Here is a 23051-nt window from a genome sequence, read left to right as displayed (position 1 = left end):
CGCCCGCCAGCAGCCCGGCTCTCCGCGCTGGCGACGTGTGGTCCTGAAGATCTCGGGGGAGGCGCTTGCCAGCTCGGCGTCCGACGAGACGATCGACGGGGTCGTCGTCGAGCGCATGGCAGCCGAGATCGCCGCCGCCCGGTCCGACCTCCAGGTCGAGCTGGCGGTGGTGATCGGGGGCGGCAACATCTGGCGGGGGACGACCGGCGCCGGCACGGGGATGGACCGGGCCACCTCCGACTACATGGGAATGCTGGCCACGGTGATCAACGCCCTGGCCCTTCAGGACGCCATCGAACGCCAGGGCCAGCCGACGAGGGTCCTCTCGGCCATCGAGATGGCCGAGGTCGCCGAGCCCTACATCCGCCGGCGGGCCATCCGGCACCTGGAGAAGGGACGGGTCGTCATCTTCGCCGCCGGGATGGGCAACCCGTACTTCACCACCGACACCCCGGCGGCCCTCAGGGCGGCGGAGATCGAGGCGGAGGCCATCCTCAAGGGCACCCACTCCGGGGTCGACGGGGTCTACAGCGCCGATCCCAAGATCGACCCGGACGCGGTCCGATTCGACCAGATCTCGTTCATGGAGGTCGTCTCTCGCGACCTCAAGATCATGGACCTCACCGCTGTGACCTTCTGCAAGGACAACGGCCTTCCCATCCTCGTCTTCGACCTCATGAGCGAGGGGAACATCGGTCGCGCCCTTTCGGGGGAGCCGATCGGTACGCTTATCACGTGATGGACGACTCACTCATCGGTGTCGCCCTGGCCGAGGCCCGCGAGAAGATGGGCAAGGCGGTGAGCCACACTCAGGCCGAGTTCGGAGGCGTGCGGACGGGGCGGGCGACGCCAACGCTGGTGGAGAAGCTCAAGGTCGAGTACTACGGGTCGGAGGTGCCCCTCCAGCAGTTGGCCGGCTTCAGCGTGCCCGACGCGCGGCTGCTGGTCATCTCTCCCTACGACAAGGGTTCTCTCAAGGCCATCGAGAAGGCCATCCTCCATTCCGATCTCGGGATCACCCCGTCGAGCGACGGGCAGGTGATCCGTCTGGCCTTCCCGCCCCTTACCGAGGAGCGGCGCAAGGAGCTGGTGAAAGTCGTGCGTCACAAGGCCGAGGACGGCAAGGTCGCCACCCGCAACCTGCGACGAGCAGCGCGCCACGACCTGGAGGCGCTGGAGCACGACGGGGACATCTCCTCTGACGAGCTCGAGCGGGCCGAGAAGGAGCTCGAGAAGATCACGCATCACTACGTGGCCGAGATCGACCGCGTCCTGCAACACAAGGAGCAGGAGCTCCTCGACATCTGACCGTCGCGACACAGGGCGCTGGAGCACGAGACCGGCCCACGGGCCGGCCCGACGACAGGAGAGCCACCATGGACCAGCACGAGGACACGCAAGGGCGGCCGCCGAGACCGAGTCACGGGGACGACATCCGCATCATCGGCTCCGAGGAAGCGGGGTCGACAGCGAGTGTCGACCTGACCCGGCCGCTGCTGTCGGCGGTGGACTCGGCCGATCGGGGCCCCGGCGGTGAGGGAAGCCAGGGGGAGCGGCCCGGCGCGGGTGCCGACGACGACCTCAGCGATTGGGCGAGCCCGCGGGCGCAGGCAGGCGGCCGCACCTTCGAGCTCGACGATCTCGATGACCCTGAGCAGACCGGGCCCTTCCAGAGCCAGCCGCCGAAGTCGCCACCGTCGAGGCCCGGCCGGCAGACGCCCTCGACGCCGGTGTCGCCCCGGCAGGGCCGGCCCCGGGGAGGCGATCTCACGACGCGGGTCCTGACCGGACTGGGCATCGGGCTGGCCGCCGTCATCCTGTTCCGGCTGGGCTCGCTCACGTCGCTCGTCCTCGTCCTGCTCATCGTCACGGCTGCCGCGGCCGAGCTGTTCGGCGTCCTCCGCCGCGCCGGGTACCGTCCCGCCACCCTGGTGGCACTGGTGGCGACCGTCGGGATACTCATCGGCGCCTATATGAAGGGCGAGGCCGCCATCCCGCTGGTCCTCGGGCTCGTGGTCGTGTTCACCCTCCTCTGGTACCTCGTGGGCGTGGTGAGAGAACGGCCGACGGTCAACGTGGCCGTGACCCTCCTCGGCTTCATGTGGGTCGGGTTCCTCGGGTCGTTCGCCGCACTCCTCCTCGACCCGAGGATGTTCCCCAACCGCCACGGTGTGGCGCTGCTCCTCGGCGCCGCGGTGGTGACCGTCGGGTACGACGTGGGGAGCTTCCTCGTGGGTGGCCGGTTCGGCCGCCACCATCTCGCTCCCGCCATCAGCCCCAACAAGACCTGGGAAGGGTTGATCGGTGGCACGCTCGCCAGCGTGCTCGTGGGCGCGGTCGTCGTGAGCCAGATCAGCCCGTGGAACACGGCGAGGGGCGTCGCCCTCGGCCTGGTCGTGGCCGTGGCGGCGCCGCTGGGCGACCTGTGTGAGTCGCTGCTCAAGCGCGACATGGGGGTCAAGGACATGGGCTGGATCCTTCCCGGGCATGGGGGCGTCCTGGACCGGGTGGACGCCCTGCTCTTCGTCGTCCCCGCGACGTACTATCTGGTGCGCCTCATCAACTTCGGCGGTTAACGACCGCATGACCACCGTCAGCCTCGTCGGCTCAACGGGCTCGATCGGCACCCAGGCGATCGACGTCGTCCACGCCGATCCCGGTGCCCTCGAGATCATCGCCCTCGGTGCCAACCGGTCGGTCGACCAGCTCGCGGCCCAGGCCCGCCAGCTCCGGCCCCGGCAGGTCGCGGTGGCCGACGCCAGCGCCGCCCCTCGATTGCGCGCGCTGGTTCCCCCCGGCACCGAGGTGCTCGCCGGACCGGATTCGCTGCCCGCTATCGCCGCCGCCGCCGACGTGGTGGTCAACGGCGTGGTCGGGTTCGCCGGGCTGCCGGTGACGCTCGCCGCGCTCGAGGCCGGTCGACGCCTCGCCCTGGCCAACAAGGAGTCGCTCATCGCCGCGGCCCCTGTCGTCGAGCGAGCCCGGGCAACACCCGGAGCCGAGATCCTGCCCGTCGACTCCGAGCACTGTGCGCTCCATCAGTGCTTGCGAGCCGGCTCGGGCGCGGTCAGCGAGCTCGCCCGGATCGTGCTCACCGCCAGCGGGGGACCGTTCCGGGGTCGCAAGCGCGCCGATCTGTCCTCGGTGACCCTCGACGAGGCGCTCGCCCATCCGACCTGGAGCATGGGACCGAAGATCACTGTCGACTCGTCGACTCTCATGAACAAGGGTCTGGAAGTGATCGAGGCCCATGCGCTGTTTGGCATCGGGTACGAGCGCATCGAGGTGATCGTGCACCCGCAGTCGGTGGTGCACTCGATGGTGGAGTTCTGTGACGGGGCCACGGTCGCCCAGCTGTCACGTCCGGACATGCGGCTGCCGATCGGCTACGCCCTTCACTATCCGGCGCGACTGCGTGAGCCCTTCGGCGTGATCGACTGGACCCGCCTCGACAAGCTCGACTTCGAGCAGCCCGACGTGGACGCGTTCGCCTGCCTGGGCCTCGCCTACGAGGCCGGCCGGATGGGAGGGGCGGCGCCGGCTTGGCTGAACGCCGCCAACGAGGTGGCGGTCTCGGCGTTCCTCGAGGGCACGTTGTCATGGCTCGGCATCGCCGAGGTGGTGGAGGACGCCCTGCAGGCCTATACGCCGGTGGACCTGCATAACGTGGACGACGTGCTCGAGGTCGATCAACAGGCGCGCCGGGCCGCGGCCCTCGCCGTGCAGCGCAGGTGTCACGCGGCGTGAGCGACGACCTCGACTCGCCATCCCCGGAGCCGGGACCGCCGCCAGGGCCGCCTCCGGGACCGCCCCCGGGGGCCCCGTCCGGGCCGGCCGGGAACCGGCGTCGACCCCCGGTGCCCTTGACCGACCCAGCCGAGCAGCGCCGGGCGGTGGTGCGCCTACTGCTCGTGGTGGGCGCGGGCGTGGCGGCTGCGGTGCTGACCGGCACCACGGGCACCCTCACCGTCGTGCTCGCCATCGTGATCATGATCATGCTCCACGAGCTCGGCCATTTCGCCACGGCCAAGTGGGGCCACATGAAGGTGACCGAGTACTTCCTCGGCTTCGGCCCCCGCCTCTGGTCGATCCACCGGGGCGAGACGGAGTACGGGGTCAAGGCCATTCCCGCGGGTGGCTACGTGAAGATCATCGGGATGAGCAATCTCGAGGAGGTCGACCCCGCCGACGAGCCCCGGACCTACCGCCAACAGCCCTTCGGGCGGCGGCTCTCGGTGGCCGTGGCCGGCTCGGCTGTGCACTTCATCCTGGCCTTTCTCATCCTGTGGGTGCTCTTCTCGTTCGTGGGCGTGCCTGACGGCAAGAAGGTCGCGGTCGGCGGTTTCACCACGATCGAAGGAACCGGCAGCCCGGCCAAGCAGGCCGGCCTCCAGCCTGGCGACGTGTTCGTCTCCGTCGACGGCAAGGCTCTTTCCTCGCCCGACCAGCTGCAGTCGTACATCCAGTCCCACGCCGGCCAGCCCGTGACCGTGGTGGTCAAGCGGCACGGCGAGACGCAGACGATCAGGGTGACGCCGATCGACGAGCGCACCGTCAAGGTGCAGGGCCAGCCAGCGCCACAACCGTCCTCCACCCCCTACGGGATCATCGGTGTCCAGCTGAGCTCGCCGGTTCAGACGGTCAACCCGATCGTCGCCGTGGGCCGGTCGACCACCGAGGTCGGCACGTTCTCCTGGGAGACGCTCAAGGCGCTCGGGAGCGTGTTCTCCCCCCACGGCATCAGCAACTACACCCACCAGGTGACAAGTCCCACGGGGAACCAGAACCAGCAGGCGTCGTCGTCGTCCAACAGCCCGCGGCTGGAATCACCGATCGGGATCGTCCGCCTGGCGTCGCAGGCCTCCCACGCCGGCCTTCGCGACGTCCTGACCCTGCTCTTCAGCATCAACGTGTTCGTCGGTTTGTTCAACCTCTTCCCCATGCTGCCCCTGGACGGCGGCCACGTCGCCATCGCCGTGTACGAGCAGGCCCGCTCGCGGCGGGGACGCCGCTACCACGTGGACGTGGCCAAGCTTCTGCCTGCCACCTACCTGGTCTTCCTCGTCTTGGTCGTGCTCGGGGTGACGGCCCTGTACATGGACGTCACCCATCCGCTCGCGAACCCATTCCAGTGAGGATCCGATGACTCGACCCGCTGTCATCGCCGGCGCCCGCCGGCCCACCCGCAGGATCACGGTGGGCGATGTCGCCGTCGGAGGCGGCGCACCCATCAGCGTGCAGTCGATGACGATCACCAAGACCGCCGATGTGGAGGGCACGCTCTCGCAGATCTACGCCCTGGCGGGGGGTGGGGCGGACATCGTGCGGTGCACGTGCAACGAGGCGGAGGCGGCCGAGGGGTTGGCCCGTATCGTGCCCCGCTCGCCGGTGCCGATCGTGGCCGACGTCCACTTCCACTACGAGATGGCCCTGGCGGCGCTGGAGGCGGGCGTGCACTGCCTCCGGCTCAACCCGGGCAACCTCCGCAAGCCGGAGGAGATCAAGCTGGTGGCCAACGAGGCCAAGGACCGGGGCGTGCCGATCCGCATCGGCGTGAACGCGGGGTCGCTGCATCCCCAGCTCTACAAGAAGCACGGCGGCGCCACGCCCGAGGCCCTGGTCGAGTCCGCCCTCATGGAGCTGGCGTACTTCGACGAGGTCGACTTCCATGACGTGAAGATCTCCGTCAAGGCGTCGAACGTTCCCCTCATGATCGAGGCCTACCGTCAGCTGGCCGACACGGTCGACCACCCGCTGCACCTCGGTGTGACGGAGGCGGGGCCCCCGCCTGCCGGCCTGCTGAAGGCCACCGCCGGCATCGCCACGCTCCTCGCCGAGGGGATCGGCGACACCATCCGGTACTCGCTGACGGCTGATCCGGTCGAGGAGGCTCGGGCCGGTCGCCAGCTGCTAGAGGCGCTCGGGCTCAGGGAGCGCAAGGGCCTGGACCTGATCGCCTGTCCGTCGTGCGGCCGGGCCGAGATCGACGTGATCGGTGTGGCCAAGACGGTCCAGGATGCGATGGTGGACCGCAACCTCCCGATCCAGGTGGCGGTGATGGGCTGCGTCGTCAACGGACCCGGCGAGGCCAGGGAGGCCGATCTCGGCATCGCCGCCGGCCGCCGACGGGGCCACCTGTTCATCAAGGGCAAGATCGTCCGCGTCGTGCCCGAGGACGAGATGGTCGCCGCGCTCGTCGCCGAGGCCGAGCACCTGGCGGCCGAGGGGATCGAGGCGCGGCTGGCGGCGGCCGACGCCAGCGCCGAGGCGGAGGCCGAGGCCGACCGCCGGGCCCTCCTGGACGACCGGGGCGCCGACGTCAACCACAGCGAGACCAAGGTGGACCTCATCCGCAAACAGCTCTCGCACGAGGAGGACGCGCACTAGACAGGGGCGGTGGACTTCGACCTGCGGCCGGTCACCGAGGAGGAGATCCCGACCTTCCTGCGGTGCGCGGAGGGGGCTTTCGGCGTCCAGCTGGACGACGAGGCGGTCGACATCGAGGCGGCGGCGATCGAGGTGGACCGGAGCCTGGCGGTGTTCGACGGGGACGACATCGTCGCCACCGCCGGTGCCCACAGCTTCGAGCTGACGATGCCGGGTCTCGGCATCGCCGGCGCCGCAGGCGTGTCGTACGTCGGCGTCCAACCGACACATCGGCGGCTCGGGCTCCTGCGGGCGATGATGCGCCGCCAGCTCGACGACGTGCGCGATCGGGGCGAGGCCCTGGCTGTGCTCACGGCCAGCGAGGGTGGCATCTACGGTCGCTTCGGGTACGGACCGGCGACGTTCGTTGCCGCCTACGAGATCGAGCGGCCGACCGGGCTGGCCCGAGGGCCCGAGGGCACCATCCGGCTGGTCTCGAGGGAAGTCGCCGCCGGCGCCTTCCCGACGATGTACGACAACGTCCGTCGTCGACAGCCGGGCGAGGTCGGCCGGGCGCAGCCATGGTGGGACAGCTTCTTCCACGACCTCGAGGGCCGTCGCAGCGGTGCCGGGCCGCTGTTCCACGCCGTTCGTGCCGGTCCGGGGGGCGAGCTCGACGGCTATGTGTCGTACCGGTTCGACCGCCGCGGGGAGGGCGGGGAGCTCGATGCTGGGACGGTCCGGGTGGAGGAGCTGTGCGCGGCGGGCGGGGCGGCCTACGCCGACCTGTGGGCGTTCGTGTGCGACATCGACCTCACCCGTAGCGCCCACCTCCGTGGTCGCCGGCTGGACGAGCCGGTGCGCTGGATGCTGCGGGACTCTCGCCGCCTCCGCCTGGCCGGGATGCAGGACCACCTGTGGGTGCGCCTCGTCGATCTGCCCGCGTCGCTCGAAGCTCGGCGCTACCCGGTGGAGGGCTCGATCGTCCTGGAGGTCGACGACGCCTTCTGCCCGTGGAACGACGGGGCGTGGCGCCTGGAGGCGGGTCCTTCGGGGGCCGAGGCGCGGTCGGTCACCGGAGACGGCGCGGACCTCCTTCTCGGGGCCGGCGAGCTGGGATCCGCGCTGCTCGGTGGGCTGACCTTCTCCGAGCTGGCGCGGGCGGGCCGGGTGGCGGAGCGGGTGCCGGGCGCTGCGGCGCGGGCGGACGCCATCTTCGGGTGCGACCCGCCTCCCTTCTGCGCGACCGAGTTCTGACCGGGGAGGGCAGGCCGGCGCTCAGTACGCCCGGCCCACGACCGCCACGTCGTCGGCCAGCAGGCAGCGGACGGACACGCCGGCGCCGGCCAGCTCTGCTTCTCCTTCGACTCCCACGTTGCGCCAGGGCAACCGGGCGAAGCCGTCCTTTGCCGCCTCCCTGGCCTCCGCGACCGTCGAGACTTCTACGGTCCGGTCGTCGCGCCGGGACTCGGCCTCGGCCAGCAGGTCGCCCTGGGCGGCGTCCAGGGCCTCGCCCACCGAGGCCACCGCCTGGTCGAGGGCCACGGCGGTCCGATCACCGTTGTCCCGGCGGATGAGGGACACCTTCCCGGCCGCCAGCTCCCGGGGTCCGACCTCGATGCGCACGGGCACGCCCTTCAGCTCCCAGTCGGTGACGCGGCGTCCGTAGGAGGTGTCGGTCGCAGCGTCGAGCTCGACGCGATGTCCGGCAGCCGCCAGCTCGGCGGCCAGCGCCTCGGCCGCGGGCCCGGTCCCGTCCTCGTCCCGGACCAGCACCACGACCACCTGGATCGGGGCCAGGCGGGGCGGCAGGCGCAGGCCGTTGTCGTCGCCGTGGGCCATGACCAGGCCGCCGACCATGCGCGTCGAGACGCCCCACGACGTCTGCCAGCCGTACGTCGACTCTCCGGTCCGCGACTGGAACTCGATCCCGAACGCACGCGAGAAGTTCTGTCCGAGCTCGTGGCTGGTGCCCATCTGCAGCGCCTTCCCGTCGGTCATCATGGCCTCGCAGGTCCAGGTGGTGGTGGCGCCCGCGAAGCGCTCCCGGTCGGTCTTGCGACCGGTCAGCACGGGGATGGCCAGGACCCGGACCATGACGTCGCGGTAGACATCGTCCAGGATCCGCAGTGCGTAGCGTCGGGCCTCGTCCTCGGTCTCGTGCACGGTGTGGCCCTCCTGCCACAGGAACTCCGTGGTGCGCAGGAACAGCCGGGGCCGCAGCTCCCAACGCACCACGTTGGCCCACTGGTTCACGAGGAGCGGGAGATCCCGATAGCTCTGGAGCCACTTGGCGAAGTAGCCGGCGATGATCGTCTCGCTCGACGGACGGATGACCGCCGGCTCCTCCAGCTTCCTGCCGCCCCCGTGGGTGACGACGGCCAGCTCGGGGCTGAACCCCTCGACGTGCTCGGCCTCCCGGTGCACGAAGGACTCGGGAATGAGCAGCGGGAAGTAGACGTTTTTGGCGCCGGCCGCCTTTATCCGGGTGTCGAGCTCCTCCTGCATGCGCTCCCAGATGGCGTAGCCGTAGGGCCGGATGACCATGGTGCCCCGCACGGGGCCGTTGTCGGCGAGCTCGGCCTTGGCGACGACGTCCTGGTACCACCGGGGGAAGTCGTCCGCTCGAGGCGTGAGAATGGGGGCACGGGCCACCAGGCGATGCTATTGGAGACGCCTGCGGCTATTGGAGACGCCTGCGCCGCAGCGGCCAGTTCGAGGCTTCGGGGGCGGCAATTGGACGCGATCGACCAGGTCCGAAATCGGCCGGCATTGCTATACTACTCGGATAGCCGTTCAGTTCGAGGAAAGCCGTTCAGCAAGGCAGCTGTTCAGTTGTACAGGTCGAGCAGGGAGGCGTGGGCGGTGCCCACGCCTCTTGCATCAGCAAGGGCGGTCGTGACGAGACGAGAGGAGGTACGAGATGGGTCAGGCAAGACGAGCTCACGAGCTGATCGAGTCGGTTCTGTCCACCTCGGGCCTCGAGCTCGTGGACATCCAGGTCGGTGCCGGGCTCGTCCGGGTGACGGTGGACCGACCGGGTGGCATCGACCTTGAAGCCCTGAGCGAGATCAACCGGGCCCTTTCGGTCGCGCTCGACCGCGATGATCCAGTTCCCGGGGGGCGCTACACCCTCGAGGTCACCAGCCCGGGGGTCGAGCGGCCGCTACGCACGCCCGAGCAGTTCCTGCGTTTCGTCGGGACCGAGGTGAGCGTGAAGACGAGACCCGGGACCGACGGGGAGCGACGAGTCGCCGGCCGGCTGGCCCACGCCGACGGCTCCGGCGTGGTGATCACGGGCGCCGGCCTTCCCGACGACGGACGCCGGCTCGCCTACGCCGACATCGAGCGGGCCCGGACCACCTTCCAGTGGGGACCGACCGATCAGGGCCGTGGCGGCGGGCGTGGTGCCCGTCGGGGCCCGCATCGCCCCTCGCCACCCAAGACCAAGAAGGCCACGACGTCATGAGCAAGAGCACGAGCAACTTCGAGTTCCTGGAGGCACTCCAGCAGATCGCCCGCGACAAGGGCATAGGTGTCGACACGTTGCTCGACGCCCTGGCCAACGCGCTCGTCTCGGCGTACAAGCGCATGCCCGGCGCGGCCGAGGAGGCCGTGGTGACCGTCGACCCGCAGTCGGGCGAGATCCGGGTCTACGGTCAGGAGCTGGACGAGGACGGCAACGTCCTGCGGGAGTGGGACGACACACCCGACGACTTTGGGCGCATCGCGGCCCAAACGGCCAAGCAGGTGATCCTCCAGCGGATCCGGGAGGCGGAGCGGGACCTCAAGTACGAGGAGTACGCGGGGCGCGAGGGCGACATCGTCACCGGCATCATCCAGCAGAGCGACAATCGCTACACCCTCCTCGACCTGGGGAAGGTGGAGGCCCTGCTGCCACAGGCCGAGCAGGTGCCGTACGAGCGCTACGACCACGGCGCCCGCCTCAAGGCCTACATCGTCGAGGTACGCAAGACGACGAAGGGCCCGCAGATCGTGGTGAGCCGCACCCACCCGGGTCTCATCAAGCGCCTCTTCGAGCTGGAGGTCCCCGAGATCAGCAGCGGGGTCGTGGAGATCAAGGCGGCGGCCCGCGAGCCGGGGCACCGCACCAAGATCGCCGTGTGGTCGAACGACGCCAACGTCGACCCGGTGGGGGCCTGCGTCGGGGCCCGCGGCGCCCGCGTGCGGATGGTGACCAACGAGCTGCGAGGCGAGAAGGTCGACATCGTGCCCTTCTCCGAGGATCCGGCCGAGTTCGTGCTGCGGGCGCTCCAGCCGGCGAAGGTGAAGGAGGTTCGCCTCGACGACCAGACGGGCACGGCGACGGTGATCGTCCACGACTTCCAGCTCTCCCTGGCCATCGGCAAGGAGGGCCAGAACGCCCGCCTCGCGGCCCGCCTGACCGGTTGGCGGGTCGACATCAAGAGCGAGACCCAGCTGGCGGAGGAGGAGGCTGGCTACGGCGGCGAGGAGTGGGCCGAGGGCGAGTGGGTGCAGAACGAGGCAGGCGAACTGGTCTGGCAGCCCGCCGAGGGCGGCGAGGCGGTCTCGGCCGAGGCGTGGTCCCTCGGGGAGTCCCCTCCCGCCGCCGACCCCACCGACTCGGCCCCGTCGGCCGAGTCGAGCGAGTCCGCCCCTGCGGATCCTGCCCCGCCCGGGGCAGCCCCAGCCGGAGAGGAGGTCAAGGGGGGTGAGGTGGCCGCCCGCAAGGCGGTCGACGAAGAGGAGGCTCCCGCATAACGCCCCGCAGGACCTGTGTCGGGTGCCGCCGGACAGCGTCTCCAGAGGCACTGGTACGGGTCGTTCGCACCGGTGCGGGGGAGCTGGCCATAGGTCGGCACCTGCCGGGTCGGGGAGCGTGGGTGTGCGCCGAGACGAGCCGGTGCGTGGATCTGGCCCAGCGTCGGGACGGGTTCTCGCGGGCCCTGCGGGCGCCGGTCCAGCGGCTTGCGGTGGAGCGGTTGCAACAGGCGTTGGCCGCCGCTCCCAGCGGAACGGACGGGGTGGAGGACTAGTCAGCCGGGGGAGAGACCCGGGATAGCCGGGGCGTGTGGGAGGATAAGCACCCTCGGGCAGTTACGAGTCAAGAGAGGACTGAACCAGCAGTTGGCGAAGAAAATCCGAGTCTACGAGCTCGCTCGAGAGCTCGGCTTGACGAACAAGGAGGCGCTCGACCTCTGCGAGTCGCTGGGGATCGGGGTCAAGAGCCATTCCTCGAGCATCGAGGATGCCCAGGCTGACCGCGTCCGGCGCAAGGCCGACCGCGAGGGCCTCCGGCGGGCCGTGGCCCCCGAGGAGGCGCCCGCGCCGCCGCGGGCCGCCCCGCCGACCGCCGGGCCCGGCAGCCGCTCCACGCGGTCCGAGGACGCCGTCGGTCGCCCGGCCCGAGTCACGCCCCCGCGGCCCCGACCCGAGCCCGCCGAGCCCGTTCGTCCGCCTGCTGCCGGAGTCCCCGATGTCGGCGTCCCGGCCGCCGCCGCGCCGGCCCCGAGGCCGCCGAGCGAGACCCGCGAGCCAGCGGCGAGCGCCCCAGCGGGGGCCGCCGAGGCCGGCACGGGCCCGACCGAGGCGGCCGGAGCGCCGGACCGGGACATCCCGAGAGGACCGACGGACCGCCGACCCACCGGACCCTCCCTCGACGCGCCCTCGGCCGGGCGACCTCGTCAGAGCGAGCCTGGGCCGAGTGCCCGGGGGGGCGCCAGCCGTCCGCCCTCGGCACCGCCCTCGGGCGAGCCCGCGCCACGCCGGTCTCCAGGCGGCCCAGGCGGCCGACCGGCTCCGCCGACGGCGGGAGGCGGTCGTCCGCCGGTCAGCCCCAGCACCGGTCGTCCCATCCCTCCGCCGCCCGGAGGGCCTCCTCGATCGTCCACCGGCCGCCCGATCCCGCCCCCGCCAGGCGTGGGCGGACGAGGCGCGCCCGCCGGACCTCGGCCACCGGCTGGCGCCGGCCGTCCCGGAGGGGGCAGCCGCCCTGCCGGGACCGGCACGGGGCGCCCCGGCGGATACGGAGGCCCCCGTCCCGGAGGCGGCGGCTACGGCGGAGGTCGCCCAGGTGGTGGATTGGGGCGCGGCCCGGGGATGCCGCCGCCCCCCGCCGGACGAGGTGGTCCGGGCGGACGTGGCCGGCCCCCGCAGCGGCGGCCTCGTCGTCGCCGGCGCAACATGGAGGAGCTGGAGCCGACCCAGCTGACGACCTACACGCCGTCCAACGCTCCCGTGCCCGAGGACGAGGTGGTCGTCGAGCGGGGCTCCACCGCTCAGGACATCGGGCCCAAGGTCAACCGCTCGGCCGGCGACGTCGTGCGCTTCCTTCTGCTGCAGGGGGAGATGGTCACGGCCACGCAGTCGCTGAGCGACGACATGATCGAGCTGTTCGCGGCCGAGATTGGCGCCACCGTGCGCCTCGTCGACGCCGGCGAGGAGCAGGAGGCCGCCCTCCAGGCCAAGTACTTCGAGGCCGACGAGGAAGAAGATCCTGCGCTCCAGCGTCAGCGGCCACCGGTCATCACCGTGATGGGCCACGTCGACCACGGCAAGACCAAGCTCCTGGACCGCATCCGTGAGACCAACGTGGTGGCCGGCGAGGCCGGCGGCATCACCCAGCACATCGGCGCCTACCAGGCAGACAAGGACGGGCGCCTCATCACCTTCATCGACACGCCGGGCCACGAGGCGTTCACGGCCATGCGAGCCCGCGGGGCCGAGGTCACCGACATCGTGGTCCTGGTCGTCGCGGCCGACGACGGCGTGATGCCGCAGACGATCGAGGCGCTCAGCCACGCTCGGGCCGCCGAGGTGCCCATCATGGTCGCCATCAACAAGATCGACCGTGAGGACGCCGATCCCAACCGGGTCATGCAGCAGTTGTCGGACCAGGGCTTGGTGCCCGAGCGCTGGGGTGGCGACACGATCATGGTCGAGCTGTCCGCCCTGCAGAACGTCGGCATCGACGAGCTGCTCGAGCAGCTCCTTGTCCTGGCCGAGGTCCAGGAGCTCACGGCGAACCCGGAGGGGCGGGCGCGCGGGGTGGTCCTGGAGGCCAATCTCGATGTCGGTCGGGGCCCGGTGGCCACGGCCGTCGTCCAGAAGGGCACTCTGCGGGTCGGCGATCCCATGGTCGCGGGCGCCGCCTGGGGACGGGTGAAGGCGCTGGTGGACGACCGCGGGGACAACATCAAGGAGGCCACCCCCTCAACCCCCGTCGAGGTCCTCGGTTTCTCCGAGGTGCCCAACGCTGGCGACGACCTGCGGGTGACGTCCGACCAGGGCACCGCCCGCACCATCGGCGAGGCCCGCGAGCAGCGCATCCGTTTCGCCGGGTACACGCCCACGCCCTCGGCGTCGCCGGGAGCCAAGCTCGAGGACGTCTTCGAGCAGATCCAGCGGGGCGAGACGGCGACGCTCAACCTCATTCTCAAGGCGGATGTCCAGGGCTCGCTGGAGGCGCTGACCGAGAGCTTGCGGAAGCTGGAGCGCGACGAGGTCAGGCTGAGCTTCGTGCACCGCGCCGTCGGCGGCATCACCGAGAACGACGTCCAATTGGGAGCGGCGTCGAACGCCACGATCATCGGCTTCAACGTGCGACCCGATCGTCGGGCCAGGGAGATGGCCGAGACTCAGAACGTCGAGATCCGCACCTACGAGATCATCTACAAGGTGTTGGAGGAGATCGAGGCCGCCATCGTCGGGATGCTGGCTCCCGAGTTCGAGGAGGTCGTCACCGGAGACGCCGAGGTGCGGGCGGTCTTCCGGGTACCGCGTGTGGGTGCCGTGGCCGGCTGTTACGTCCGCAACGGCGTCATCACCCGCGGTTCCAAGGTTCGGTTCCTGCGCGAGGGCGTTGTCATCTGGAAGGGCGCGATCTCGTCGCTGCGGCGCTTCAAGGACGATGTCCGAGAAGTCCAGGCGGGCTTCGAGTGCGGCATCGGCCTGTCCGACTTCCAGGACCTGAAGGAGGGCGACATCATCGAGACGTTCGAAGAGCGGGAGATTCCACGCACGTAGGCGTTCTGGAGGTCGACCTCCACCTGCCCTACAGCCGCTCGCTCAAGACCAAGCGGGCTGTCGTCAAGCCGATCCTCGAGGGTGCCCGCCAGCGGTACTCGGTGGCCGCGGCGGAGGTGGCCCATCAGGACCGTTGGCAGCGGACGGTGCTGGGCCTGGCGGCGGTGGCAGGGAGTGTCGGCCACGTGAGCGATGTGCTCGACCAGGTGGAGCGCTTCATCTGGTCCAACCCCGACGTCGAGGTGCTGGGTGCCGAGCGCCACTGGTTGGACCGGGGATAGGAGGTGGTGAGGGTGGTCGATCGTAGAGGCAGCAAGCGGAACCGTCCGCGATATCCCCGGACGGCCAGGGTGAACGAGGTCCTGCGGGAGGTGGTGGCGGGCGAGATCGAGCGCCTGTCCGACCACGACGAGCGGCTGTTGCTCGTCACGGTCACCGCAGTGGTCAGCGAGCCCGACCTGCGCCACGCCACCGTGTTCCTGAGCTCGCTCGGCGATACGGCCCGCGAGGGTCTCGAGCAGCAGCGGTTCCGGCTCCAGGCGGCCATCGGCCGCCAGGTCAGGCTCAAGCGCACACCCCAGCTGACCTTCAGTGCCGACCCCGGGGTGGCCGAGGGCGAGCGGGTGGAGGAGATCCTCCGCCGCCTGGACCGGCCCGGCGCGGGAGCCGATGCCGGAGGCTGACCAGCAGGCTCCCGGGCCGGCTGCCACCCCGAGCCGGCCTCCCGGGCCGGCTGACGGCCTGCTCGTGGTCGACAAGGATCCGGGCTGGACCTCCCATGACGTCGTGGCCCGCTGTCGGCGGATCGTCGGTCAGCGTCGCGTCGGCCACGCCGGGACCCTCGACCCCGCCGCCACCGGCATCCTGCTGGTGGCGCTCGGCCGCGTCACCCGCCTGACGCGTTTCCTGGGCGCGCTGTCCAAGTCCTACACCGGAGAGGTCGTCCTGGGCTCGGCGACGACCACCCTCGACGACCAGGGAGACGTCGTGGAGCGGTACGACATGCGCGGCGTCACCGTCGGCCAGGCCCGGGAGGCGGCGCGACACCTGACGGGAGAGATCATGCAGACGCCTCCGATGGTGTCGGCCCGCAAGGTGGCGGGACGGCGGCTCTACCAGCTGGCCCGCGAGGGCATCGAGGTCGAACGCACCGCTCGACCGGTAACGGTCTCCCGCTTCGACGTCGAGCCCACCGACGAGCCCGGTGTCTTCGCCATCGAGGTGGACTGCTCGTCGGGCACCTACGTGCGGGCGCTGGCCGCCGACCTCGGGTCCGCTCTGGGTGGCGGCGCCCACCTCCGACGGCTGCGGCGGCAGGCCATCGGCTCTTTCACCCTGTCCGAGGCTGGTCGTCTTGACGAGCTCTCGCCCGACTCCGCGGTCGCCTCGGTGCTCAGCCCCGCGGAGGCAATGCGGGACTACCCGCGGCTGCGGGTCGACGACGCAGTGGCCGAGGCCGTGGGGCACGGCGTCCGGATGGAGCGGGCCGACGTGGGCCCCGTGGGCGAGGGGCCGTGGGCCGTCGTGGACGAGGGCGGGCGACTGCTGGCCGTCTACGAGCAGGGGGACGACGCCCGGTTGAAGCCCGCCGTCGTGCTGGTTACGAGCCAGTAGCCTCGAGGCCGATGGAGGTCATCGCCGACCTGGGGCAGTGTCCGCGCCCGGAGCAGGGCAGCGCCGTCACCATCGGCGCCTACGACGGGGTCCACCTCGGACATCGGCGGGTGATCGCCGAGGTGCGAGAGCGGGCCCAGCGTCTGGGCCTGTCCACCGCAGTGGTGACCTTCGACCGGCACCCGGCGTCGGTCGTGCGTCCCGACTCCGCCCCGAAGGTGCTCACCGACCTTGACCAGAAGATCGAGCTGCTGGCCGACACCGGCGTCGACCACGTGGTCGTGATCACCTTCGACGAGAAGCGGTCACGCGAGTCCGCCGAGGACTTCGTCGAGGAGGTGTTGGTGGGATGCCTGCGGACGCGGGTCATCGTCGTCGGCCAGGACTTCCATTTCGGCTACGGGCGGCGGGGCAACGTGGCGCTCCTTTCCCAGATGGGGGCGGAGCGGGGCTTCGAGGTGATCGGTCTCAGACTGGTCGACGAGACCGGCGACGGCTCATCGGGCCCCGGAGAGCCCGTGTCGTCGACCCGTATCCGCAGCCTGTTGCGCGAGGGCCGGGTGACGGACGCGGCCCGCCTCCTCGGCCGGCCCCACGAGGTTCGCGGCGTGGTGCGGCACGGTGACGGGCGAGGCGGGGCGGTGCTCGGCTATCCGACCGCCAACGTCGCCGTGCCCCAGGAGATCCTGTTGCCCGCCGACGGGATCTACGCCGGGCACGTCGAGCGCGCCGACGGCTCCGTTCATGCCGCGGCCATCTCCTTGGGGCGGCGTCCCACGTTCTACGAGCACGCCGACTCGTCGCTCCTCGAGGCGTACCTGCTGGAGTTCTCGGACGATCTGTACGAGGAGCGGGTGAAGGTGCGCTTCGTGACCCGCCTCCGGGGCGAGGAGCGCTTCGACTCGCCCGAGGCGTTGGCCGCCCAGATGGCCAAGGACGTCGAGGCCACCCGCGCCGCGCTCGCAGGCTGGACGCTCAGCTCTCTGGGGGCGGAGGGCGGCGCTGGCGCTTGAGCTCGCCCCGGCGGCGCTTGTGATCGAGCCGTCGTCGCTTGGAGGCCGAGCTCGGCGCCGTGGGCACACGCCGGCGCTCGACCCGGAGGGCCGCCGCCAACCGTGTGGCCAGGCGCTCCAGGGCCAGCTGGCGGTTGCGGGCCTGCGAGCGCTCGTCGGAGGCAACCACGCGCACGACGGGGCCCAGGCGCTCGAGCAGGCGGGCCCGCTGTCGCGGGCCCAGCGACGGCGAAGAGGCGACGTCGAACCGGACCTCCGCCCTGGTGTTGGCGGTGTTGGCGTGCTGGCCACCGGGGCCGCCGGCACCACTGAAGCGCCACTCGAGCTCGCCGAGCGGGATCGAGCAGGAGCGAGTGACCCGGAGGTAGCCCTCCTCCACCGGCCCTGACCCTAACCGGCCCAAGGGGTGGAGCCCTGCTACAGTCGGTCTGGCCGGGGCATTCGCGCCCTGGCGGCTCTTTGCGACATCCGAGGATCTTCGAAGCATGCCCGACAAGTCGGCCACGATCACCGAGCACCGACTCCACGACACCGACACCGGGTCACCCGAGGTGCAGATCGCGCTCCTCACCGAGCGCATCAACCACCTCACCGGCCACCTCAGGGTGCACAAGGGTGACCACCACACTCGGCGGGGGCTGATGAAGCTCATCGGCCGCCGTCGTCGGCTGCTCGATTACGTCATGGCCAATGACGTCGAACGGTACCGGGGGATCATCGCCCGGCTCGGGCTACGTCGCTGAGCACCGGATACGACAACACCGGGCGGCCGTAGGGCCGCCCGACGCACATACCAAACAACGTGGCGGGAAGAGCCCGCCCGACAACACGCAGCAGGCGGCGCCGGCTGTCAGCTGCCAGTGGCCGGCCACCCGGCAGGGAGAAAAGGTCAGGTGCCCGACCACTGGGAACTGGCCCGGCCGCCGCCTGACAGACAAGGAGTGTCATGGCGGACGCCATCTCAGTATCGGCTCCCATCAGCGGGACCGATCGAACTCTCACCCTCGAGACCGGCAAGCTGGCCGGTCAGGCCGACGGAGCCGTGGTCGCCCGACTCGGCGACACGGTGGTGCTGGTCACCGCCACCGCGGCCAGGACGGTGCGCGAGGGCATCGATTTCTTTCCCCTGACCGTCGACATCGAAGAACGCATGTACGCCGCTGGCAAGATCCCCGGCTCGTTCTTCCGGCGCGAAGGCCGGGCCACCGACCAGGCCATCCTTACCGGCCGGCTCATCGACCGGCCCCTGCGGCCGTCGTTCCCCGCCGGCTTCCGGAACGAGGTCCACGTGGTGGGCACGATCCTCGGTGCCGACCAGGAGAACCCCCACGACGTGCTGGCCATCAACGCCGCCTCGGCCGCGTTGATGGTGTCCGGCATCCCCTTCGACGGCCCCATCGGGGCCGTCCGTATCGCCTGGTCCCAGGACGGGAGCTGGATCCCGCACGCCACCTACCAGGAGGGTGACGCCTCGACCTTCGAGCTGGTCGTGGCGGGGCGGGCCCTCGGCGACGAGCCCGACAGCGACGTCGCCATCATGATGGTCGAGGCCGGGGGCACCGAGAAGGCGTGGAGCTACTACGAGGCCGGGGCTCCGAAGGTCACCGAGGAGGTCATCGCCGCCGGCCTGGAGTCGGCCAAGACCTGGATCCGGGAGTCGATCCAGCTCCAGCGCCGGCTCGTCGCCGAGGCGGGGAGGAAGCCGACCATCCCCTACCAGCCTCAGCTCGACTACGGCGACGACGTCTGGACGCGGGTCCTCGACGTGGGATCCGAGAGCCTCACCGGGGCCACGACGATCGTCAGCAAGGCCGAGCGCAACGCCGCGCTCGACGAGGCGGGGGCATCGATCGCCGCCGCGCTCGAGGAGGAGCTCAGCGGGCGTGAGCGTGAGGTGAAGGCCGCGGTCCGGGCGCTGACCAAGCAGCTCGTTCGTCGGCGCATCGTGGAGGACGGCGTGCGCATCGACGGACGGGGCCCCAGCGACATCCGGCCCCTCAGTGCCGAGGTCGGCGTGCTACCGACCGCTCATGGCTCGGGGTTGTTCCAGCGGGGCGAGACCCAGGTGCTCAACGTGACCACCCTGGGCATGCCCCGGATGAACCAGCTGCTCGACACCATCGGGATCGACGAGTCGAAGCGCTACATGCACCACTACAACTTCCCGCCCTACTCGACGGGCGAGACGGGCTTCATGCGGGGTCCCAAGCGTCGGGAGATCGGCCACGGCCTCCTGGCCGAGCGGGCCCTGCTCCCGGTCGTCCCTTCGGCCGAGGAGTTCCCGTACACGTTGCGGCTGGTGTCCGAGGTGCTGAGCTCGAACGGGTCGACCTCGATGGCCTCGGTCTGTGGCTCGACGCTCTCCCTAATGGACGCCGGCGTGCCCATCAAGGCGCCCGTGGCCGGGATCGCCATGGGCCTGGTGCACGCGGAGGGGCGCTACACCACCCTGACCGACATCCTCGGAGCCGAGGACGCCTTCGGCGACATGGACTTCAAGGTGGCGGGCTCGGCCGACGCGGTCACTGCCCTCCAGCTCGACACCAAGATCGACGGGCTGCCGGCCGACGTGCTCGCCGAGGCTCTGCAACAGGCGCACGAGGCCAGGCTGACGATCCTCGAGGTGATGGCGGAAGCCATCTCCCAGCCGCGGGCGAGTGTGAACGAGCACGCGCCCAAGATCGTGAGCATCGAGATCCCCCTCGACAAGATCGGCGAGGTCATCGGGCCCAAGGGCAAGGTCATCAACGCCATCCAGCAAGAGACGGGTGCCGACATCAACGTGGACGACGACGGCACGGTCGGCACGGTCACCATCGGGGCCAAGGACGGCCGAGCTGTCGAGGAGGCCCGCAAGCGGTTGGGGCTGATCCTCGATCCACCGAAGGCCGAGGTCGGTGCCGTGTACCCCGGGAAGGTCGTCAACATCACCAAGTTCGGCGCCTTCGTCAACATCCTCCCCGGACGAGACGGACTGGTGCACATCTCCAAGCTGGGTCAGGGTCGTCGGGTCGAGCGGGTCGAGGACGTGGTCGAGCTCGGCCAGTCCCTCGACGTGCGGGTCGACGACATCGACCCGCAGGGCAAGATCTCGCTCTCGCTGGCGGGTAACGGGCCCGGAGAGGGCGACGGCCAGCGCTCCGGCGGGAACGTCGACACCCGAGGCGGCGCGGCTTCGGGCGACGCCCCTGAGGGGCGGCGCCGGAGGGATGACACCTCGGGTGGTCGGGGGCGCCCCGGTGACCGGGGCGCCACCGCCGACAGCCCCGCCAGCGGTGTGGCGACGGCCGACAGCCGCGGCAGCTACGTCTCCTTCGACGAGGACGCCTTCGAGCGCGAGCTCGAGTCCGAGATGGGCCAGCTCGGCCCGGAGGGCAGCGGCTCCGGTGGTGGGTCACGTCGCCCCGAGGGCGGCCGCGGTGGTGGCAGTGGCGGCGGCGGCGGCGGTGGGGGCCCTCGGCGGCGCCGCGGCGGTCGGCGCTGACCGGTTGATCCGCACCAGCCAGCTCGCCTGCGGGCTGCGTCTCGTCACCGAGGCCATGCCCGATGTCCGCTCGGTGACCACCGGCTTCTGGGTCGGGACAGGCTCGCGCGACGAGCGCCCGGGCCAGGTCGGGGCGTCCCATTTCCTGGAGCATCTGCTGTTCAAGGGCACACCCACGCGGACGGCGCGCGCCATCGCCGAGGCGGTGGACGCCGTGGGTGGCGACATGAACGCCTTCACGACCAAGGAGTACACGGCGTTCTACGTGCGCCTGCTGGCCGAGCACCTCGATCTGGGTCTCGACGTGCTGTGCGACATCATGTGGTCACCAGCGCTGCGCCCTGACGAGCTCGAGGCCGAGCGCCAGGTGATCCTCGAGGAGATCCTGATGCACGGCGACGAGCCGGCCGACCTGGTCTACGACCGCTTCGCGGCCGCCCTGTTCCCGGACCATCCGCTGGGGCGGGAGGTGCTCGGGAGCCAGGAGAGCATCGAGGGTATGGCGACTGGAGACGTCCGGCGGTTCTTCGACGAGCACTACCGGCCGGCCAACATGGTCGTAGCCGCCGCCGGGGCCCTCGACCACGACCAGGTGGCGGCAGGCATCGAGGCGCGCTTCGCGGGCGTCGCCGGCGGCACTCCACCGCGACGGACGCCACCAAACGGGCAGCGCGAGCCGTCGGTCGTCGTTCCCCGGTCGACCGAGCAGGCGCACCTGGTCGTCGGGGCGCGGGCGCCCGACCGCCACGACCCCGACCGCTGGGCGCTGGCCGCCCTCGATCATGCACTCGGCGGCGGCGCGTCGAGCCGCCTGTTCCAGGAGATCCGGGAGCGGCGCGGGCTCGCCTACTCCGTGTACTCCGATCGCGTCTCCTACGAGGACACGGGGTCGCTCGCGGTGTACGTGGGTACCACGCCGAGCCGGGCCCGCGACGTGCTCGAGCTGGTCAACGGGGAGCTCGATCGACTGGTGGCGGACGGGATCACCGCCCACGAGCTGGACCTCGCCCGAGGCCACCTCCGGGCCGAGACCCTGCTGGCGCTCGAGGACTCCGCCGCCCGCATGAGCCGGATCGGGCGCAGCCTGCTCCTCCATCACGAGGTCCTGACGGTGGACGAGCTCCTGGCCCGGATCGACGCCGTCACCGTCGATCAGGTCGCCGCCGCTGCTCGCCGGGTGCTCGGTGCACCACGCACGGTGGTCGTGCTCGGCCCTTTCGGTGCGGCGGACCTCGCTGGCGCGGTTGGTTAGGGTGCAGGGCATGCGAGTCGGCGTGTTCGGCGCTGGGGGACGCATGGGCTCGACGGTGTGCCGGGCGGTCGCCGACGATCCGGACCTCGAGCTGGTCGCAGCCGTCGACCCCCGCCTGGCGGGCATCGACATCTATCAGGTGACCGGGGTCGAGGGTTCCGACGTGCAGGTGGAAGGCGACGCCGAGGCGCTCGTTCGGGCCGAGACGCAGGTGGCGGTGGACTTCACCGAGGTCGGCGCGGCCCGCGAGAACCTCCACTGGTGCGCAGCCAAGGGGGTGCACGCCGTCGTGGGGACGACGGGTTTCACCGCCGACGACATGGCCGAGCTCGACCGTCTGTTCTCGGGCTCGTCCAACTGTGTGCTGTCGGCCAACTTCGCCATCGGCGCTGCCCTGATGATCCGCTTCGCCGAGCTGGCCGCCCCCTACGTCGAGACGGCCGAGATCGTGGAGCTGCACCACGACGCCAAGCTGGACGCCCCCTCCGGGACGTCGCTGCGTATCGCGGAAGGGATGTCGAAGTCGCGGGACGCGTCCGGCGCTGGCGGCTGGGGCGAGGACCCGACCAGGACCGAGGTGGTGAAGGGCAGCCGGGGCGCGACGGGTCCCGGCGGCATCCGCATGCACTCGGTTCGCCTGCGCGGGCTCGTCGCCCACCACGCGGTCATCCTGGGCACGGCGGGCCAGACCCTCACGATCCGCCACGACTCCTACGACCGCACCTCGTTCATGCCGGGCGTGCTGCTGGCCGTCAAGTCGGTGGCCGAGCGGCCCGGCCTGACGCTCGGCCTCGATTCACTGCTCGGCCTCTGAGAGCGCTGACTCGGGGTCGGGAGCCGTCGGCGCCAGATGCCCCCCGATAGGGTTTGTCGTGGCCGGCGATGCGCGTCTGCGGATCCTGGAGGCGACCTACGCCTGCGTGGCCCGGTACGGGCTGGCCAAGACCACCGTGGAGGACGCGGCCCGGGCCTCGGGCCTGGCGCGAGCGACGATCTACCGCTACTTCCCCGGCGGGCGGGATCAGCTCGTGGCCGAGGTGATCGCCTGGGAGGCGGCACGGTTCTTCGACCGGCTGGCCGCCGCAGTGGGCACTACCGAGGGGCTTGACGAGCTGCTCGAGGAGGCGCTGTTCTTCGCCCATCGGGCCGTCGAGGAGCACGAGGTCCTCCAGAAGATCCTCCAGACCGAGCCCGACCGCCTCCTGCCCCAGCTGACCGTCGAGAGCACCCGGATCCTCGCCTACATCCGGGCCTTTCTCATGCCGCACATGGAGGAGCAGTCCCGGGCGGCCGGGCTCGACCCGGAGGAGACAGC

General features: G+C 71.0%; 23 protein-coding genes and 1 pseudogene. 21 read left to right on the top strand and 3 right to left on the bottom strand.

The genetic code is table 11. The features are described 5' to 3' along the window. Nucleotides 1–37 precede the first annotated feature (37 nt). The 7 genes from pyrH to VH112_07050 all read left to right on the top strand — a co-directional run bounded on the left by pyrH (nt 38) and on the right by VH112_07050 (nt 7623). Entirely contained in the window at nt 38–739 is a 702-nt protein-coding gene (pyrH, locus tag VH112_07080; protein HEX4539994.1) for a UMP kinase, read from the top strand. Next, nucleotides 739–1308 (top strand): ribosome recycling factor, encoded by a 570-nt coding sequence (gene frr / locus VH112_07075; GenBank protein ID HEX4539993.1) that lies wholly within the window; start codon nt 739–741, stop codon nt 1306–1308. The genes pyrH and frr overlap by 1 nt, the downstream gene beginning before the upstream one ends. Before the next feature lie 68 nt (nt 1309–1376). Further along, nucleotides 1377–2576 carry a phosphatidate cytidylyltransferase gene (locus VH112_07070; protein ID HEX4539992.1) on the top strand — a complete coding sequence of 400 codons (1200 nt, stop codon included), beginning with the start codon at nt 1377–1379 and terminating at the stop codon, nt 2574–2576. 7 nt (nt 2577–2583) lie between these two features. Continuing rightward, nucleotides 2584–3747, top strand: coding sequence for a 1-deoxy-D-xylulose-5-phosphate reductoisomerase (gene dxr, locus VH112_07065; GenBank protein ID HEX4539991.1), 1164 nt, complete (start codon nt 2584–2586; stop codon nt 3745–3747). Nucleotides 3748–3857: 110 nt separating this feature from the next. Next, nucleotides 3858–5135, top strand: coding sequence for a M50 family metallopeptidase (locus VH112_07060; GenBank protein ID HEX4539990.1), 1278 nt, complete (start codon nt 3858–3860; stop codon nt 5133–5135). Nucleotides 5136–5142: 7 nt separating this feature from the next. Then, nucleotides 5143–6387, top strand: a complete 1245-nt coding sequence (gene ispG / locus VH112_07055; GenBank protein HEX4539989.1) for a flavodoxin-dependent (E)-4-hydroxy-3-methylbut-2-enyl-diphosphate synthase — start codon at nt 5143–5145, stop codon at nt 6385–6387. A gap of 9 nt (nt 6388–6396) precedes the next feature. Beyond that, nucleotides 6397–7623 carry a GNAT family N-acetyltransferase gene (locus VH112_07050; GenBank protein ID HEX4539988.1) on the top strand — a complete coding sequence of 409 codons (1227 nt, stop codon included), beginning with the start codon at nt 6397–6399 and terminating at the stop codon, nt 7621–7623. Nucleotides 7624–7644: 21 nt separating this feature from the next. Here the strand turns inward: VH112_07050 and proS are convergent, their stop codons facing one another. Continuing rightward, nucleotides 7645–9021 carry a proline--tRNA ligase gene (gene proS, locus VH112_07045; GenBank protein HEX4539987.1) on the bottom strand — a complete coding sequence of 459 codons (1377 nt, stop codon included), beginning with the start codon at nt 9019–9021 and terminating at the stop codon, nt 7645–7647. Between the two features lie 268 nt (nt 9022–9289). Between proS and rimP the strand changes: the two genes are divergently transcribed. The 4 genes and pseudogenes from rimP to VH112_07025 all read left to right on the top strand — a co-directional run bounded on the left by rimP (nt 9290) and on the right by VH112_07025 (nt 11619). Beyond that, complete coding sequence (gene rimP, locus VH112_07040; GenBank protein HEX4539986.1) at nt 9290–9835, top strand: ribosome maturation factor RimP; 546 nt, start codon at nt 9290–9292, stop codon at nt 9833–9835. Next, nucleotides 9832–11109, top strand: coding sequence for a transcription termination factor NusA (gene nusA, locus VH112_07035; GenBank protein HEX4539985.1), 1278 nt, complete (start codon nt 9832–9834; stop codon nt 11107–11109). Before rimP ends, nusA begins: the two co-directional genes overlap by 4 nt. Next, nucleotides 11106–11384: a YlxR family protein gene (locus VH112_07030; protein HEX4539984.1), complete on the top strand. Its 279-nt coding sequence runs from the start codon at nt 11106–11108 to the stop codon at nt 11382–11384. The genes nusA and VH112_07030 overlap by 4 nt, the downstream gene beginning before the upstream one ends. Next, nucleotides 11317–11619, top strand: a pseudogene (locus tag VH112_07025) (translation initiation factor IF-2 N-terminal domain-containing protein). The gene VH112_07030 and the pseudogene VH112_07025 overlap by 68 nt, the downstream one beginning before the upstream one ends. A gap of 559 nt (nt 11620–12178) precedes the next feature. Here the strand turns inward: VH112_07025 and VH112_07020 are convergent. After that, nucleotides 12179–12304 (bottom strand): hypothetical protein, encoded by a 126-nt coding sequence (locus VH112_07020; GenBank protein ID HEX4539983.1) that lies wholly within the window; start codon nt 12302–12304, stop codon nt 12179–12181. Nucleotides 12305–12531: 227 nt separating this feature from the next. Here VH112_07020 and infB point away from each other — a divergent pair, with 227 nt between their 5' ends. From infB to VH112_06995, 5 genes are read left to right on the top strand one after another with little or no spacing between them, the layout of a single operon-like run. After that, nucleotides 12532–14373, top strand: a complete 1842-nt coding sequence (gene infB, locus VH112_07015; protein ID HEX4539982.1) for a translation initiation factor IF-2 — start codon at nt 12532–12534, stop codon at nt 14371–14373. Then, entirely contained in the window at nt 14286–14654 is a 369-nt protein-coding gene (locus VH112_07010; protein HEX4539981.1) for a DUF503 domain-containing protein, read from the top strand. Before infB ends, VH112_07010 begins: the two co-directional genes overlap by 88 nt. Nucleotides 14655–14666: 12 nt before the next feature. Then, entirely contained in the window at nt 14667–15056 is a 390-nt protein-coding gene (locus VH112_07005) for a ribosome-binding factor A (GenBank protein ID HEX4539980.1), read from the top strand. Further along, nucleotides 15043–15987 carry a tRNA pseudouridine(55) synthase TruB gene (truB, locus tag VH112_07000; GenBank protein HEX4539979.1) on the top strand — a complete coding sequence of 315 codons (945 nt, stop codon included), beginning with the start codon at nt 15043–15045 and terminating at the stop codon, nt 15985–15987. Before VH112_07005 ends, truB begins: the two co-directional genes overlap by 14 nt. Nucleotides 15988–15998: 11 nt before the next feature. Further along, nucleotides 15999–17000, top strand: a complete 1002-nt coding sequence (locus VH112_06995) for a bifunctional riboflavin kinase/FAD synthetase (GenBank protein ID HEX4539978.1) — start codon at nt 15999–16001, stop codon at nt 16998–17000. Here VH112_06995 and arfB read toward each other — a convergent pair. After that, nucleotides 16963–17379: an alternative ribosome rescue aminoacyl-tRNA hydrolase ArfB gene (gene arfB, locus VH112_06990; protein HEX4539977.1), complete on the bottom strand. Its 417-nt coding sequence runs from the start codon at nt 17377–17379 to the stop codon at nt 16963–16965. The two genes, VH112_06995 and arfB, sit on opposite strands and share 38 nt — an antisense overlap. Before the next feature lie 106 nt (nt 17380–17485). On the opposite strand from arfB, the gene rpsO reads away from it, so the two are divergent. The 5 genes from rpsO to VH112_06965 all read left to right on the top strand — a co-directional run. Further along, nucleotides 17486–17743 (top strand): 30S ribosomal protein S15, encoded by a 258-nt coding sequence (gene rpsO, locus VH112_06985; protein HEX4539976.1) that lies wholly within the window; start codon nt 17486–17488, stop codon nt 17741–17743. A 203-nt stretch (nt 17744–17946) separates the two neighbouring features. Next, a complete protein-coding gene (locus tag VH112_06980) occupies nt 17947–20484 on the top strand; it encodes a polyribonucleotide nucleotidyltransferase (GenBank protein HEX4539975.1) in 2538 nt (845 codons plus the stop codon). Beyond that, the gene (locus VH112_06975) at nt 20423–21736 is read left to right on the top strand and encodes a pitrilysin family protein (GenBank protein HEX4539974.1); all 1314 of its coding nucleotides are present in this window, start codon (nt 20423–20425) and stop codon (nt 21734–21736) included. The genes VH112_06980 and VH112_06975 overlap by 62 nt, the downstream gene beginning before the upstream one ends. A gap of 10 nt (nt 21737–21746) precedes the next feature. Continuing rightward, nucleotides 21747–22550, top strand: coding sequence for a 4-hydroxy-tetrahydrodipicolinate reductase (gene dapB / locus VH112_06970; protein ID HEX4539973.1), 804 nt, complete (start codon nt 21747–21749; stop codon nt 22548–22550). Between the two features lie 58 nt (nt 22551–22608). Beyond that, nucleotides 22609–23051: helix-turn-helix domain-containing protein (locus tag VH112_06965; protein ID HEX4539972.1), on the top strand; the 443-nt coding region annotated here is incomplete at its 3' end.

It is taken from the genome of Acidimicrobiales bacterium (assembly GCA_036270875.1).
Classification (GTDB): Bacteria; Actinomycetota; Acidimicrobiia; order Acidimicrobiales; family AC-9; genus AC-9.
Note: the sequence above shows the minus strand (reverse complement) of the source record. Positions and strands in the feature narration are given on the sequence as shown.